Origin of the sequence: Stenotrophomonas pictorum JCM 9942, from assembly GCF_001431585.1 — a bacterium.
Classification (GTDB): Bacteria; Pseudomonadota; Gammaproteobacteria; order Xanthomonadales; family Xanthomonadaceae; genus Stenotrophomonas; species Stenotrophomonas pictorum.
The window spans coordinates 31,078-46,816 of record NZ_LLXS01000016.1 but is presented as its reverse complement, the minus strand read 5'-3'; the positions used below and the strand labels follow the sequence as shown (position 1 = coordinate 46,816).

Sequence of the window (15,739 nt, the reverse complement as noted above, 5' to 3'; positions counted from 1 at the left end):
GGGGTTAGGGCCACCAGAACGCGGTCAGCCGGGCGATACCCGGCTCGATCGCCGCCTCCATCGGCAAGGACAACACCGCCACCGCCGCCGGCGGCATGCCGCGGTAGTCGCCGGACTGGCCGCTGTGCATCAGCGCCACCAGCTGCTCCAGCCCCGGGTTGTGGCCGACAATCAGCAGGCGCTCCACTTCACGGTGCTCATCGGCCAGCGCGGCCAGCGTGCCGGGGACCGCGTCGTAAATGCGCTCGTCCAGGCGCTGTTCGACGTAGCCGGTCCGTTCCAGCACCGCTTCGAGCGTCTCGCGCGTGCGTCGCGCCGGTGAGCACAGCACCCGGTCCGGGGTCAACTTGTGTTCCAGCAACCAGCGCCCGGCGGCTTCGGCTTCGGCCAGGCCATGCGGGGAAAGGGGACGGTCGATATCGGCCTGGCCAGTGGCCGCCGGTTCGGCGTGGGCATGTCGCAGCAGGATCAGTTCACGCATGGTCGGGGAATACTCCTGTCAGACCTTGTTCAACCATTTGAGCAGCGGCGCCCAGTCGTGCTGGTGCTCGCGTACCTGGGCGGAGTGATAGTCGAACAGGCTGCGCCCGAGCCCGACCATCACCACGTAACTCTGGCTGTCGCGCAGCTGCGCGACCACTTCATACGGCCATTGCGCCAACATCTGTTGGGCCTGCTGCGAGGTCTGCGTCCATGGCTTGGTGCGGTTGAGCACCAGCCCCACGGGCAGCGCGCGCGAATGCACGCGCGGGATTTTGGCCAGACTGTTCAGAAAGCCGACGATCGCCTCGATATCCAGCGCCGAGGGCAGCACCGGCACCACCACCGCATCGGCCACGTCGAGGAAGTGCTCCAGATCCTCGGCATACGCGCCGGCGGGCGCATCGATGATCACCTGCCCGGTGCCATCGGGAATGCGTTTTTCCCAGTGCTTCTTGCGGTACACGTCCAACGGCAGCACGGCGCTGTCGAGCACCGAGCGGCGCTGCGCCCAGCGGGTGCTGGAGCCCTGCGGGTCGGCGTCGGCGATCACCGTGGCAGTGCCGGCCAACGCCGATTGCGCGGCCAGATGGGTGGCGATGGTGGTCTTGCCGACACCGCCTTTGGAGCCGGCTACCAGGATCGTCTTCATGCACGCCTCGTTTTGCGCGGGACTTGTCCGCAGCGTACACCGCGGCGCATTGCCAACGGTAGTCACCGGATCAGGAACGTCCGCCAGCGGCCCGGTCCGGCTTTGCTATCGTGTGCGCCCCGGGGATGGAACCACCATGAGCGAGCTGCAGGACCTCACCGCACTGATCCGCGCCAACACGCCGCTGATCGTCATCCAGACCCAGGACGAAACACGGATCGTGGAGCTGTTCCGGCAGGCGCTGATGCAGGTGTGGCGCGCCCTGTACCGCTGGTCGATCACCGAAGGCCTGCGCCGCATCGACATGGACCGCGAGGACGATGCCATCGGTCCCCCCGATGCCAGCGCGGTGTTGCGGATGATCCAGGACGCCGACCAGCGCGGTATCTACCTGCTGCTCGACATCCATCCCTACCTGGGTTACGCCAGCCATCAACGGCTGCTGCGCGACATCGTGCAGCGCCGGCACAGCCAGCCGCATGTGCTGGTGCTGGTCGGCAGCAAGGTCGAACTGCCGGCCGAACTGGAGGCGCTGGCAACCCGCTTCAACCCGCGCCTGCCCGATGCCAACGCGTTGTTGAAGATGCTGCGCGAGGAAGCCGGCGCCTATGCCGGCGAGCACGGCGGCCGGCGCGTGGAGGTGGACCAGGACGCGGTGCGGCAGATCCTGCGCAACCTGCAGGGCCTGAGCCTGCCCGATGCCCGCCGCATCGCCCGCCAGCTGATCTACGACGACGGCGCGCTGGGACCCAACGACCTGCCGCAACTGGCCAAGCTGAAGTTCGAGCTGCTCAACCGCAGCGGCCACCTGCACTATGAATACGACAGCGCGCGGTTCGGCGACGTCGCCGGCGCGGCCCGGCTGAAACGCTGGATCGCGCAGCGCCGCGCGGTGTTCGTCGCCGGCACCGCACCACCCGGACTGGACCCGCCCAGGGGCATGCTGCTGCTGGGCGTGCAGGGCTGCGGCAAGTCGATGCTGGCCAAGGCCACCGCCACCGGGTTCGGCGTGCCGTTGCTGCGGCTGGACTTCGGCATGCTCTACAACAAGTACCACGGCGAAACCGAAAAGAACCTGCGCGATGCGCTGGCCTCGGCCGAGCAGCTGGCGCCGTGCGTGCTGTGGATCGACGAGATCGAAAAAGGGCTGGCCAGCAACGGCGAGGACGGCGGTGTGTCACGCCGCGTCCTGGGCTATCTGCTGACCTGGATGGCCGAGCGCAAGGCGCCGGTGTTCATCGTCGCCACCGCCAACCAGGTACAGGAACTGCCGGCCGAGCTGCTGCGCAAGGGCCGTTTCGACGAGATCTTCTTTGTCGACCTGCCCTCGCCGGACACCCGCGTGGAGCTGCTGCGCCTGCACCTGGGCAAGCGCGGCCTCGTTGCCGGGAATTTCGCGCTGCCGGCCCTGGCCGCAGCCAGCGAAGGCTTCTCCGGTGCCGAAATCGAGCAGGCCATCGTCGCCGGCCTGTACGCCGCCCACGCCGAGCAGAAGCCCCTGGACACCGAACTGCTGATGGCCGAGATCCGCAGCACAAGGCCGCTGTCGGTGCTGATGGCCGAACCGGTGCAGGCGCTGCGTGCGTGGGCACGCGAACGCACGGTGTCGGCGGATTGAGGCCCTGCCGCCTCCCCCGCAGGCGGGTGAGGCCTTAGAGAACCTTTTCCGGCTGCCAGTTCAGCGGCGGCGTTGGCGGGATATCGTTCGCCGCCAACAGTTGCCGCATCGCACCCAATTCGCCCGATACCACGTTCCAGCGCAGGTACTGCTGCATTTCCGCCACGGTGCCTCCATCGGCCTGGTGCGACAGCAAACCCAGCGCCTGCCCGGAGATCCAGGCCACTTCGCGCCGGCGTTGCTGCCAGTATTCACGCTCAGTCGCATCCCGGGCATATACCTGCATCCTTGCGCTTCCATAGCTGCTGGCCAGCAGCGCATTGCTGCCGGCCAGCAACGTCAGGAGGTTTCGACATCCCTCGCTGCGCGTAGCGTCGACAGGTGCTGGACATTGCTGCTGCACCTCACCCAGCGCTGTCATGGAGAAGGCCGAGGCCAAGGCATACACCATGATCAGGCGCGCCTGTTCCGGATCGGTCTGCACCGCCGTGGAGTGCACTGGAATACGCATGCCGCGGGTCATGCGATCGAGCATGTCCAGTCCTTCGGCATATTCATCAACAAAGCGGGTCGCTTGGGTCGCGCGCGTCCATGCCAGCGACGCCTCCTCGGTATCGCCCAAAGCCACGGCCATGCGCCATAAAAGCAGCTGTGCAATTGCTTCATCGGCTTCCTGCGTTTTCAGTATACGAATCGCCAGGGGGATGTCGCACTGTCCCGCGCTGATGCAACGGCTCACCGCCGCGCGCGCTATCACAGGCTGCTCGCTGCCCTCGCGGATGGCCTGCTCCAGCCAAGCATCACTCTGGCGGGGAACGGACGATGGGTGTGGCTGCGCCGACAGCTCGGTCGGCAAGGCCAAGCGTGATGCTACCAGCAACGCCAGTGGCTGCCCGCTGGCTGCCAGCTCCTGCGCTTTCTGCAGCATCGGTGCGTGAAAGTCGTTCGCCCCCGACTCGACGGTAGGTTCGGGAGACGTTGATCCGCCAGCCAGACCGGGGACCGACAGCAACGTGCCAAACAAGAGAAAGAACGCTTTGTTGCCCTTCATCAGCCAACTCCTTCCTGGAAGTGGAGGGAGCGGTAGCGGCTCCCGGACACGTTGTATCAGGAAACCCGGTGCAACACCCACACCCAGACCGGCAAGGTGACAAGCGACAACACGATGCCGTAACCGACCAGCGCGGCGGCCAGTCGCGGCGCCAGCCGGTGCGAGATCGCCAGCGCGGCCGCGGTGATCATGGTCGGCATGGCGGTTTCCAGCACGTTGACCCGCAACATCTCGCCCTGCAATCCAAACGCCCACGACAGCGGCAGGGCCGCCGCCGGCAGCACCACCAGCTTGAGCAGCAGCCCCACCCCCAACGGCGCAAGTTCAGCACGCGTCAGCCGCAGCTGGATGGTCAAGCCGACGGCCAGCATCACCAGCGGCAGCATCGCATCAGCCAGGTTCTTCAACGCCAATGCGATCCAGGCCGGCGGACTGGCCGGCATCAGCACCAGCGCGAACCCCAGTGCCCACAGCGGCGGGAACTTCAGGATCCGCAGCACGATCGCACGTCCGCCCGGTGGCGCATCGCCGCTGTAACGCGCCAGCACATACAGCCCGAACGTGGACAGCAGCACGAAGGTGCCGAACTGGTCGTAGACCACCGCATACGGCAAGGCGTGGTCACCCAGCAGCGCGCGCACCATCGGGTAGCCGATGAAGCTGGAGTTGCACAACGCCACGCACAGCAGCAACACCGCATGCACCTGCCGTTCGAAGCCGAACAGCCGGGTGGCCAGGCTGACCAGCGCCAGCGTCAACCCCATCAACACCCAGGGTGTGAGCATCAGGCCGAGCAGCGCGGTATCCAGCTGCAACCGCGGCACATAGGTCAGCACCGCCGCCGGCAGGCACACATACAGCACGACCTTGTTGAGCGTGTCGGCGGCGTTGTCGGGAAAGGTGCGCAACCTTGCGAAAACCATGCCCAACGCGAGCATGGCCAGGATCAGCGCGAAAGCATCAAAGGCCATGGCACAAGCATGCACTGACCATACCGGTGAGGGAACCGGCATCCGACTAGGATCGGACGAAGCGCTCGCCCTGCCCGCTCATTCCTGCGTGCCCGACGCCCTGTCCCGGGCAGGGACGCTGCGCTGGGTTACCGCGCGGTGTCCGCGGCAACAGGCCACCCGGACAGCACGCGGCTCAGGGCCAGGCCGGTGGACTGGCCGCCCAGGCCTGCTGCACTTCAGCCAGCTGCGCGCGCTCGCCGTCCTGCCAGTGGGGCAGCAACTGGGCAAAGCGTGAGACATCGTTCCACTGCTCCGGCTCGGTACGCACCGCGGCGGCGAACCAGCTGACCGCCTCGTCCTTGCGGTCGAGCTTCCACAGCGCCAACGCCAGTGTCGGCGGCACCCAGGCCGCGTTCCCGCGGGTGCCTTCGGCGGCGGCAGCCCACAGCGCCAGGGCCGCTTCGGCATCGCCCTGCCGGTACAGATCCCACGCGTGATTCCAGCGGATGGCACGCGCCTGCGCGGAGGTATCGCCCACCGCACCCAGCGCTTCGCCGTAAAGCTTGTTCGCCAGTTCACTGCGACCTTCGGCATAGGCAATGGAGGCCAGCTGCACGCTGGCTTCGACGGCCTTGCGCCCGCGCTCACGCAGTTTCATCAGCTGGTCCACCAGCCCGGGCTGATCGACGGGCAATGCCTGGAGCGGCTTGGCGGCCACGTCTTCATCGAAGTAGAACTCGGCAATCTTGGGCAGGCTTTGCGCCTGCGCCGTCGAAAGCAAAAAACCGGCCAGCAGCACTCCCGCTGCCAGGCGCATTGTCATCCCCATCACTTGCTCCCCCGTATCTCGGTTGTCCCCCACCCTGCCCCCGATCCTAACCTGCACGGCTGCCCATGTGCGACTGCAACACCGGCGGCGGGGAAAACCGCACTGCTACACTTGCCGGCTGCCGGGAGCCTGTGTGAAGGCCTCCGCCGCCAGCCGTTCCTGCAATGGGCCAGCCATGACCAGCACCGCCGAACTTACCTCGCCAGCTTCCGCCAACGATCCCCTGATCGGCGTGCGTGATTCCGATTACACCCTGGAACACAAGTACACGCGCACCGACGGCCGCATCTATCTGAGCGGGGTCCAGGCACTGGTACGCCTGCCGCTGATGCAGCAGCAGCGCGATGCCGCCGCCGGGCTGAACACCGGCGGCTTCGTCAGCGGCTACCGCGGCTCGCCGCTGGGTGGCTTCGACCTGGAGCTGTGGCGCGCGCGCAAGCACTTGGAAGCGGCCAAGGTGAAGTTCGTGCCCGGCCTCAACGAGGACCTGGGCGCGACCATGGTGTGGGGGACGCAGCAGACCAACCTGTTCCCCGGCGCCAACGTCGATGGCGTGTTCGGCATGTGGTACGGCAAGGGCCCGGGCGTGGACCGCTGCGGTGACGTGTTCAAACACGCCAATGCCGCCGGCACCTCGAAGCACGGTGGCGTGCTGGCGCTGGCCGCCGACGACCACGCCTGCCGCAGCTCCACCCTGCCGCACGGCAGCGAAGAGGAATTCGTCAGCGCGATGATGCCGGTACTGAACCCGGCCGGCGTGCAGGACATCCTCGACATGGGCCTGGTCGGCTGGGCGATGAGCCGCTACACCGGCCGCTGGATCGGCTTCAAGACCATTGCCGAGACGGTGGAGTCCTCCGCGTCGGTGGACGTCAACCCGTTCGCCCGCCAGGTCCTCCTGCCGGAAGATTTCGAGATGCCGGCCGCCGGCCTCAACATCCGCTGGCCGGACCCGCCGCTGGAACAGGAAATGCGCCTGCACCGTTACGCGGTGAAGGCCGCGCAGGCGTTCGCCCGCGCAAACGGCATCGACAAGGTGGTGATGGATTCGCCGCAGGCGCGGCTGGGCATCGTCACCACCGGCAAGAGCTACCTGGACGTGCTGCAGGCGCTGGAATACCTGGGCCTGGACGAGAAGGCCTGCGCCGACATCGGCATCCGCGTCTACAAGGTGGGCATGACCTGGCCGCTGGAGCCGCAGGGCATCGGTGAGTTCGCCCGCGGCCTGGAAGACATCGTCGTGGTGGAGGAGAAGAAGGCCTTCATCGAGCGGCAGATGAAGGAGTACTTCTACAACTGGCCGGCCAACTGGGGGGCGCGCCCGTCCATCGTCGGCAAGTACGACGAGCAGGGCCAGTGGATCCTGCCGTCCACCGGCGAGCTGACCCCGGCCACGATTGCCGGCGTGATCGGCCGCCGCATCCAGCGTTTCTTCAACACCGAGTCGATTGAAGAACGCCTGCGCTGGATGGACGTCAAGGAAGCCGAGATGGCGCTGCCGCGCGCGCAGTTCCCGCGCGTGCCACATTACTGCTCCGGCTGCCCGCACAACACCTCCACCAAGGTGCCCGAAGGCTCGCGTGCGCTGGCCGGCATCGGTTGCCACTACATGGTGACGTGGATGGACCGCGACACCGACACCTTCACCCACATGGGCGGCGAAGGCGTCACTTGGGCCGGCCAGGCCGCGTTCACCGACACCGGGCACGTGTTCCAGAACCTCGGCGACGGCACCTATTTCCACAGCGGCTCGCTGGCGATCCGCCAGGCCATCGCCGCGGGCGTCAACATCACCTACAAGATCCTCTACAACGATGCGGTGGCGATGACCGGCGGCCAGCCGGTGGACGGCACCCTGACCGTGCCGCAGATCGCCCACCAGATGCGTGCCGAAGGCGTGCACACCATCGTGCTGCTGTCCGATGACATCCAGAAGTGGAAGTCGCGTCGTCACGAGTTCCCGAGTGATGTGGAATTCCACGACCGCGCCGAGCTCGATGCCGTGCAGCAGCAGCTGCGCACGGTAAAGGGCACCAGCATCCTAATCTTTGAACAGACCTGCGCCACCGAGAAGCGCCGCCGCCGCAAGCGCGGCAAGATCGTCGACCCGGCCAAGCGCACCATGATCAACTCGCTGGTCTGCGAAGGCTGCGGTGACTGTGGTGAGAAGAGCTTCTGCGTGTCGGTACTGCCGAAGGAAACCGAGTTCGGACGCAAGCGCGACATCGACCAGTCCAACTGCAACAAGGACTTCACCTGCACGACGGGCTTCTGCCCGAGCTTCGTCACCGTGCACGGCGGCCAGCTGCGCAAGGGCAGCAAGAGCAAGGCTGCCAGCCTGCTCGACAACCTGCCGGCGCCGACCTTCCGCACCGATTTCTCGCAGCCCTGGAACATCCTGATCACCGGCGTCGGCGGCACCGGCGTGGTGACCATCGGCGCGCTGCTCGGCATGGCCGGCCACCTCGAAGGCAAGGGCGCCAGCGTGCTCGACCAGACCGGCCTGGCGCAGAAGGGCGGCGCGGTGACCACCCATATCCGCATCGCCAACCGCCCGGCCGACATCCACGCCGTGCGCATCGCCGCCGGTGAAGCCGACCTGGTGCTGGGCTGCGACATGGTGGTGGTCAACGACTACTGGGCGCTGTCCAAGGTGCGCGGCGAGCGCACCCAGGTGGTGTTGAACACCTACGAAGCGATGCCCGGCACCTTCACCACGCACCCGGACATGCAGTTCCCGGCCGCCGACATCATTGCCGGGGTGAAGCTGGCACTGGGCGGTCGCGACCCGATCCTGCTCGACGCCACCCAGCTGGCCACCGCGCTGCTCGGCGACGCGATCGCCTCCAACCTGTTCATCCTCGGCTTCGCCTGGCAGCAGGGGCTGGTGCCGCTGTCGCTGGAATCGCTGATGCGCGCGGTGGAGCTCAACGGCGCCGCCGTGGCCATGAACCAGACCGCGTTCGCCTGGGGCCGCCTGGCCGCGATCGATCCGCAGGCCGTGCAGCAGGCTGCCGGCCTGATCCACAACGCGCCGACCGAGGCCGAGCGCAAGCCGCATGCACTGCGCGAACTGCCGCCGGGCGACTGGGAAGGCAGCGAAGCCGGCGCCCCGTCGGCACCGCGCAACCCGGACAACGAGCCGGATGTGCGCGGCCTGCCGGCCGCCAGCCCGACCCGTGGTGAAGCCAGCTTCGCCCCGCTGGACGACACCCGCCTGTCGCGCTCGCTGGACGAACTGATCGCCCGCCGCAGCAGCTTCCTCACCGACTACCAGGACGCCGCCTACGCCAACCGCTACCGCACCCTGGTGGAGACGGTGCGCAGCGCCGAGCAGCGGTCCATTCCCGGCAGCACCGCCTTGAGCGAAGCCACCGCGCGCTACTTCTTCAAGCTGATGGCCTACAAGGACGAATACGAAGTGGCCCGGCTGTACACCAGTGGCGACTTCGCCAAGCGTGTGGCAGAGAAGTTCGAAGGCGACTACCAGGTGCGCTTCCATCTGGCCCCGCCGCTGTTCGCCAAGCGCGACGAACACGGCCAGCTGCAGAAGAAGGAATACGGGCCGTGGATGTTCAAGGCCTTCGGCCTGCTGGCCAAGCTGAAGTTCCTGCGCGGCGGCCGCTTCGACGTGTTCGGTTACACCGAAGAACGCCGCAGCGAACGCCAGCTGATCAGTGACTACGAAAAGACCCTGCAGGAACTGATCGGCTCGCTGGACGCACGTCGGCTGGCGTTGGCGGTGGAGATCGCCAGCATCCCCGAGCACATCCGCGGCTACGGCCACGTCAAGGAAGCACACCTGCACGAGGCCAAGGCCCGCGAAGCCACGCTGCTGGCAACCTGGCGCAACCCCAAAGCGCTGCATATCGTGCACGCCAGCTAAGACGCGGCGACGCTGCCTGACCAACAACGCCCCGCAATGCGGGGCGTTGTTGTTTTCAGGCCCGAAGATCAGCGTCGCGGCGCAAGAATCTTCGTCAGCAGATCCGGCCTGCCGCCGATACGACGCAGATGCGGATAGCGCAGGCCGCCGCGGTAGTCGATGCGCACGGTGCGGAAGCTGTCGGCCTGCCGCACGATCAGCTCGACCGGCGCGCCGCCCTTGGCGTCGGTTACCGCCTGCTTCAGACGCGCACCGCTGTAGGCCAGCCCGTTGACCGCCAGCAGCGTCATGTCCTTGGCCAGGCCTGCCTTGAATGCGGCACTTTCCCAGCCCACCGATTGCAGCACGCCATCGCTGCCGACCTTCATTCCCAGCGAATACTGCAGATCGGTGAGCCCCTCGGCCTCGCCATCGGCGATCACCGGATTCGGCAGATCGCTGAAATACACCTCCCAGCCCGCGGCCTCCAGACCCTCCGGCGCCCGGCCATCGCGTGCTTGCAGCCGTTGGCCGATGAACGCATCCCAGTTGCCGGGTTGCACCGCTTCCAGCGCCTGCATCACGTCGCTGCGGTCGTACAGGCGGATCTCGCCCGGCTTGCCACCCTGGTGGAAACGCTTGGCGAAATCGTCCAGCGTTACCTTGCCCTTCGAGAGGCTGCGCAGGCGTGCATCCACGCCCAGCCATAGCAGCGTGCTCTCGTTGTAGAACTCGAACGCACGCTGCCAGTCGGCCCAGGCCTGCGGCTTTGAATTGAAGTCGAGGATGCCCTGATGCACGGTGTCGTGCAGGTCGCGCCATTGCCGGCCCGGCTGGGTGGCGTAGTTGGCCTGCAGCTGCGCCAGCATGCCCAGCGCGTAGTCCGGCTTCCACAGCCCGGCGCGTGCGGCCAGGACCACCGCCCAGTACTGGGTCTGGCCTTCGTACATCCACAGCTCGTCGTTGTGCATCGGCGCGTTGTAGTGCGGCACCCAAGTCGGCCGCGGCCGCCAGGCCTTGCCTATCCACGCATGGGCATACTCGTGTGGCAGCAGGTCGTTGTCGAGGAACGGACGCTCGCCGCGCAGGTACCCGTCGTGCATGCCGTTCTCGCTGGACTGCGCATGCTCCAGGCCGATGCCGCTGAACACGTCCGATACCGCCAGCAGGAAGTTGTAGCGGCTGTAAGGGCGCGAACCGAAGACCGCATCGGCCTCGCGCACCAGCGCGCGATGCGCCTCCAGCACCGTGGCGTCGGCCTGCAGCGCCTGCGGATTCTCCGCCACCACCTCCAGCCACACCGGCTGCCGTGCGCTGTCATCCAGTGCGAACCGCCTGAAATGGCGACCGGCGAACACCGGCGAATCGATCAGCGTCATCAACGGCAGCGTTGCGTAGTGCTCGGTGTCGCCGTCACGGCGCACCAGCTCCAGCGCGCTGCCGCTTTGCCAGCCCGCCGGCAGGCGCAAGGACGGCTTGATCTGGATGCCCCGCGCATCCACTCCGGCCGGATACAGCACCACCCGGTGCCATTGCAGATCCAGCAGATTGGGTGTCATCGCCACCCGGCCCTGGTCGGCGGCGGTCGGCGACAGGTACTGGAACTCGACCTCCAGCATGCTCACGCCCTCTGGTACCTGCAGCGTGAAGGCATACATGTCGCCGGAATCACGTGTCCATTGCAGCGACTGGCCGTTGCCGCGGATGACCAGCCCGGCCATCTGGTTGATCGGCCCGGTGGGTGCATGGTTGCCGGGGATCCATTGCGGATACCACAGGGTCAGCGCGCCGGCCGACACCGGAATGCGCTGGCGCACACGCTGGATGCGCCGCTCGATATCACGGGCGTCCACTTCAAGTTCGATCACGCCCGGATAGCGGGGCTGCACCTGCATCGCCACCTGCCGCGGGTCGCTGCGCGGGGCATCGTGCTGCTGTGCCTGCACCCACCAGGGCGCGACGCCCAGCGCCATCACCAACCACCAGTTACGTCCGTGCTTCACCACGCCCCCATCCTCGCCAGAAGTGATCGCATCCTAGCCCGCCTTCAGCGCTGCAGGCGTTGCCACACCAGCAGCCGGTTGTTGGCCGGCATTGCCACATCCTCCAACAGCCGCATTCCCTGCGCCTGCGCCAGCGCATCGACCGCCTCGAAGTCGCGGATGCCCGAGCGCGCATCGCGCGCCTTCAACCAGCCATCGAAGGCGCGGTTGCTGTCACTGGTGAAAGCGCCGCCGTAATTGAACGGTCCGTAGGCGATGAACAGCGCGGCAGGCGCCATCAGCGCCGGCAGACCGGCGAACAGCGCCTGCACGTTGTCCCAGCCCATGATGTGCAGCGTGTTGGCGGTGAACACCGCATCGAAGCACCGGTCCTCCGGCTCCGGGGGGAGCGGCTGCAATCCTGGCGATGCACCGGCCACCGCCTGCAGCGCGAACGGGGGCGGCGTGTTCGGCAACGCCGCCTCCTCCAGCCACTGCCGGATACCGGGCAGGTGATCGGCATGGTCACTGGCCTGCCAGCGCAGCCACGGCAGCGCCGCGGCGAAATGCACCGCGTGCTGGCCCGTGCCGCTGCCAATCTCCAGTACCTGGCGGGCATCGCCCAGATAGCGCTGCAGCACCGACAGGATCGGCGCGCGGTTGCGCTCGCAGGATTCGGCGTAGGGTTTGGGGATCATCACGGTGGGGGATCTGGAAAGCAGATCCGATTGTGCCGCAGTGCCGGTTTCGGCCACGCATGACCATGGTCACTTGTGTCCGGACTGCATGGCAGCCCAGATTCGGAAGTCCTGTGCGATGCCCGGCATCGCTGCCCCGGAGCCCCGCCTGCCATGCAACGCCGCCAGTTCCTCACCCTTTCCGGCCTCGGCCTTGCCGGGATGCTGCTGCCCAACGCCCGCCTGATCGCCGCCGAGGAGCTGCTCGCACCGGCGGACGTGGCCAAGAAGAAGGCCCTGGCCGACACCGTGCTGGCACTGGCCAGGCGCGGCGGCGCCAGTTACTGCGACGTGCGCATCGGCCGCTATCTCAACCAGGCCATCGTCACCCGCGAAGACAAGGTGCAGAACGTCACCAACAGCGAATCGGCCGGGGTTGGCATCCGCGTGCTAGTCAATGGTGCCTGGGGCTTCGCCGCCAGCAACCAGTCCAGCGCGCAGGGCGTGGCCGACGCCGTGACCCAGGCCATCGCCATTGCCCGTGCCAATGCGAAGATCCAGAGCCGGCCGGTGCAACTGGCGCCGACGCCGGGCGTGGGCGAGGTGCAATGGAAGACGCCGATCGTCCGCAACGCGATGGCGGTACCGGTCAAGGACAAGGTGGAGCTGCTGCTGTCGATCAACGCCGCGGCGATCAATGCCGGCGCCGATTTCATCAACTCGCAGCTGTTCCTGGTCAACGAACAGAAGTATTTCGCCTCGTCCGACGGTTCGTGGATCGACCAGGACGTGCACCGCATCTGGCTGCCGTTCACCGCCACCGCCATCGACAAGGCCAGCGGCAAATTCCGCACCCGCGCCGGGCTGTCCGCACCGGCCGGTCGCGGCTGGGAGTTCCTCGACGGCAACGCCGCCGACAAGCATCCGCTGCCCGGCGGGGTGATCGGCTACGGCGCCTCCTACGATCCGGTCGAAGACGCCATCGCCGCGGCCCGGCAGGCGCGTGCCAAGCTCAGCGCACCGTCGGTCAAACCGGGCAGGTACGACCTGGTACTGGACCCGTCCAACCTGTTTTTGACCATCCACGAGAACGTCGGCCATCCGCTGGAGCTGGACCGCGTGCTCGGCTACGAAGCCAACTACGCCGGCACCAGTTTCGCCACCCTGGACAAGCGTGAGCAGCGTTTCCAGTACGGCAGCGACATCGTCAATTTCTTCGCCGACAAGACCCAGCCCGGCTCGCTGGGCGCGGTCGGCTACGATGATGAAGGGGTCAAGACCCGGCGCTGGGATCTGGTCACCGACGGCAAGCTGGTCAATTACATGGCCACCCGCGACGAGGTGCACATCCTCGGTGAGAACGCCTCGCACGGCTGCAGCTACGCCGATTCGTGGAAGAGCGTGCAGTTCCAGCGCATGGCCAACGTCTCGCTGGCGCCGGGCAAGACCCCGCTGACCCCGGCGCAGATGGTCAAGGACGTGGAGAACGGCATCTACATCCACGGCCGCGGCTCCTACTCGATCGACCAGCAGCGTTACAACGCGCAGTTCGGCGGCCAGCTGTACTACCAGATCAAAGATGGCCAGATCACCGGCATGGTCGAAGACGCCGCCTACCAGATCCGCACGCCGGAATTCTGGAACGCCTGCAGCGCGATCTGCGATGAACGCGACTTCCGTCTGGGCGGCTCATTCTTCGACGGCAAGGGCCAGCCCTCGCAGGTGTCGGCGGTCTCGCACGGTTCGGCCACCACCCGCTTTGACGGGATCAACATCATCAACACCGCCCGCAGCCTGGGCTGAGCCGCGTCCACGCAAACCGGCGGGGAATGGCGGCAAGTGCGCACTCGCAACCGGGGTGCATGTCGAAAGTCACTACCGCTGCAGCGAGGTCCCCGCAAAAATCGAACCGTTCGCAGAGCACCGCGAAGCCATCGTCGTTTGTTGCCGTAACGCCCGCCGCGCGGGCCGTGTCCCTTGGAGAGCAGCCTTGCAAAGACGTGACTTCCTCGCCCTGACCGGGCTTACCGCAGGCGGCCTGATGCTGCCGTCGATCTTCGGCAAGGCCATCGCCGCCGAACAGCTGCTCACCGTGCTCGACCCGGCGCTGAAGAAGCGCCTGGCCGATGATGCGCTGAACGCCGCCCGCGCCGCCGGCGCCACCTACTGCGACGTGCGCATCGGCCGCTACCTGCGCCAGTTCGTGATCACCCGCGAGGACAAGGTGCAGAACGTGGTCAACACCGAGTCCACCGGCACCGGCATCCGCGTGATCGTCAACGGCGCCTGGGGCTTTGCCGCGACCAACGACCTGTCCCCGGCCGGTGTGGTCAAGGCCGCGCAGCAGGCCGCGGCCATCGCCCGGGCCAATGCCCGGGTGCAGACCGCGCCGGTGCAGCTGGCCAAGGCGCCGGGGTATGGCGAGGTGTCGTGGAAGACCCCGATCCGGAAGAACGCGATGGAAGTGCCGCTCAAGGACAAGGCCGACCTGCTGCTGGGGGTGAATGCCGCCGCCATGGAGGCCGGTGCCAGCTTCGTCAACTCGATGCTGTTCCTGGTCAACGAGCAGAAATACTTCGCCTCCACCGACGGCTCCTACATCGACCAGGACGTGCACCGGATCTGGGCGCCGATGACGGTCACCGCCATCGACAAGAGCAGCGGCAAGTTCCGTACCCGGGGCGGGCTGTCCTCGCCGATGGGGCTGGGCTTCGAGTACCTGGACGGCGACGCCTCCGGCAAGACCGTGCTGCCCAATGGCGTGGTGGTCTACGGCCAGTCCTACGACATGCGCGAGGACGCCATCGCCGCGGCCAAGCAGGCGCAGGAGAAGCTCAAGGCGCCGTCGGTGAAACCGGGCAAGTACGACCTCGTGCTCGATCCGTCGCACACTTGGCTGACCATCCACGAAGCGGTCGGCCACCCGCTGGAGCTGGACCGCGTGCTCGGCTACGAAGCCAATTACGCCGGCACCAGCTTCGCCACGCTGGACAAGCGCGAGCAGCGTTTCCAGTACGGCAGCGACAAGGTCACCATGTTCGCCGACAAGACCCAGCCCGGTTCGCTGGGCGCGGTCGGCTACGACGATGAAGGTGTCAAGACCAAGCGCTGGAACCTGATCACCGACGGCAAGCTGGTGGACTACCAGACCATCCGCGACCAGGCCCACATCCTGGGCAAGACCGAATCGGACGGCTGCTGCTATGCCGATTCGTGGTCCTCGGTGCAGTTCCAGCGCATGGCGAACGTGTCGATGGCGCCGGGCAAGACCCCGCTGTCGGTGGCCGAGCTGGTCAAGGACGTGGAGAACGGCATCTACATCATCGGCGACGGCTCGTTCTCGATCGACCAGCAGCGCTACAACGCGCAGTTCGGCGGCCAGCTGTTCTACGAGATCAAGAACGGCCAGATCACCGGCATGCTCGAAGACGTGGCCTACCAGATCCGCACGCCGGAATTCTGGAACGCCTGCGTGGCCGTGGCCGATGAACGCGACTACCGCCTGGGCGGTTCGTTCTTCGACGGCAAGGGCCAGCCGGGCCAGGTCTCGGCGGTTTCGCACGGTTCTTCCACCGCCCGTTTCAACGGCATCAACGTCATCAACACCGCCCGCAGCCTCGGCTGACCGGTAA

At 66.8% G+C, this 15,739-nt stretch carries 11 protein-coding genes; 4 read left to right on the top strand and 7 right to left on the bottom strand.

Translation table 11 applies throughout. The annotated features are described in order from the left end of the window. Positions 1-4: 4 nt before the first annotated feature. Both ARC78_RS06300 and ARC78_RS06295 read right to left on the bottom strand, forming a co-directional pair. Entirely contained in the window at positions 5-481 is a 477-nt protein-coding gene (locus ARC78_RS06300; RefSeq protein WP_054660137.1) for a SixA phosphatase family protein, read from the bottom strand. Positions 482-499: 18 nt separating this feature from the next. Further along, positions 500-1,132, bottom strand: a complete 633-nt coding sequence (locus ARC78_RS06295) for a ParA family protein (protein ID WP_057505939.1) — start codon at positions 1,130-1,132, stop codon at positions 500-502. A gap of 136 nt (positions 1,133-1,268) precedes the next feature. On the opposite strand from ARC78_RS06295, the gene ARC78_RS06290 reads away from it, so the two are divergent. Further along, entirely contained in the window at positions 1,269-2,750 is a 1,482-nt protein-coding gene (locus tag ARC78_RS06290; protein ID WP_057505938.1) for an AAA family ATPase, read from the top strand. A 34-nt stretch (positions 2,751-2,784) separates the two neighbouring features. Here the strand turns inward: ARC78_RS06290 and ARC78_RS06285 are convergent, their stop codons facing one another. The 3 genes from ARC78_RS06285 to ARC78_RS06275 form a co-directional block, all read right to left on the bottom strand. Then, entirely contained in the window at positions 2,785-3,801 is a 1,017-nt protein-coding gene (locus ARC78_RS06285) for a hypothetical protein (RefSeq protein ID WP_054660233.1), read from the bottom strand. A gap of 56 nt (positions 3,802-3,857) precedes the next feature. After that, positions 3,858-4,772: an AEC family transporter gene (locus ARC78_RS06280; RefSeq protein ID WP_054660235.1), complete on the bottom strand. Its 915-nt coding sequence runs from the start codon at positions 4,770-4,772 to the stop codon at positions 3,858-3,860. A gap of 175 nt (positions 4,773-4,947) precedes the next feature. Then, a complete protein-coding gene (locus ARC78_RS06275; protein ID WP_057505937.1) occupies positions 4,948-5,583 on the bottom strand; it encodes a tetratricopeptide repeat protein in 636 nt (211 codons plus the stop codon). Positions 5,584-5,758: 175 nt separating this feature from the next. Here ARC78_RS06275 and ARC78_RS06270 point away from each other — a divergent pair, with 175 nt between their 5' ends. Beyond that, on the top strand, positions 5,759-9,469 hold the full coding sequence (locus tag ARC78_RS06270) for an indolepyruvate ferredoxin oxidoreductase family protein (RefSeq protein WP_057505936.1): 3,711 nt from the start codon (positions 5,759-5,761) through the stop codon (positions 9,467-9,469). A gap of 68 nt (positions 9,470-9,537) precedes the next feature. On the opposite strand, the gene ARC78_RS06265 is transcribed toward ARC78_RS06270, so the two are convergent. Both ARC78_RS06265 and ARC78_RS06260 read right to left on the bottom strand, forming a co-directional pair. Beyond that, positions 9,538-11,451: a M61 family metallopeptidase gene (locus ARC78_RS06265; protein WP_241772686.1), complete on the bottom strand. Its 1,914-nt coding sequence runs from the start codon at positions 11,449-11,451 to the stop codon at positions 9,538-9,540. A 44-nt stretch (positions 11,452-11,495) separates the two neighbouring features. After that, a complete protein-coding gene (locus ARC78_RS06260) occupies positions 11,496-12,125 on the bottom strand; it encodes a DUF938 domain-containing protein (protein WP_054658403.1) in 630 nt (209 codons plus the stop codon). A 156-nt stretch (positions 12,126-12,281) separates the two neighbouring features. On the opposite strand from ARC78_RS06260, the gene ARC78_RS06255 reads away from it, so the two are divergent. Next, on the top strand, positions 12,282-13,910 hold the full coding sequence (locus ARC78_RS06255; RefSeq protein WP_054658397.1) for a TldD/PmbA family protein: 1,629 nt from the start codon (positions 12,282-12,284) through the stop codon (positions 13,908-13,910). Between the two features lie 187 nt (positions 13,911-14,097). Beyond that, the gene (locus tag ARC78_RS06250; protein ID WP_054658395.1) at positions 14,098-15,732 is read left to right on the top strand and encodes a TldD/PmbA family protein; all 1,635 of its coding nucleotides are present in this window, start codon (positions 14,098-14,100) and stop codon (positions 15,730-15,732) included. The last annotated feature ends 7 nt before the right edge of the window (positions 15,733-15,739 follow it).

Excerpts from the sequence above, each read along its gene's own strand:
- ARC78_RS06270 (WP_057505936.1), top strand. The coding sequence starts at position 5,759 with ATGACCAGCACCGCCGAACTTACCTCGCCAGCTTCCGCCAACGATCCC.
- ARC78_RS06300 (WP_054660137.1), bottom strand. The coding sequence starts at position 481 with ATGCGTGAACTGATCCTGCTGCGACATGCCCACGCCGAACCGGCGGCC.
- ARC78_RS06285 (WP_054660233.1), bottom strand. The coding sequence starts at position 3,801 with ATGAAGGGCAACAAAGCGTTCTTTCTCTTGTTTGGCACGTTGCTGTCG.
- ARC78_RS06275 (WP_057505937.1), bottom strand. The coding sequence starts at position 5,583 with ATGGGGATGACAATGCGCCTGGCAGCGGGAGTGCTGCTGGCCGGTTTT.
- ARC78_RS06295 (WP_057505939.1), bottom strand. The coding sequence starts at position 1,132 with ATGAAGACGATCCTGGTAGCCGGCTCCAAAGGCGGTGTCGGCAAGACC.
- ARC78_RS06255 (WP_054658397.1), top strand. The coding sequence starts at position 12,282 with ATGCAACGCCGCCAGTTCCTCACCCTTTCCGGCCTCGGCCTTGCCGGG.
- ARC78_RS06290 (WP_057505938.1), top strand. The coding sequence starts at position 1,269 with ATGAGCGAGCTGCAGGACCTCACCGCACTGATCCGCGCCAACACGCCG.
- ARC78_RS06280 (WP_054660235.1), bottom strand. The coding sequence starts at position 4,772 with ATGGCCTTTGATGCTTTCGCGCTGATCCTGGCCATGCTCGCGTTGGGC.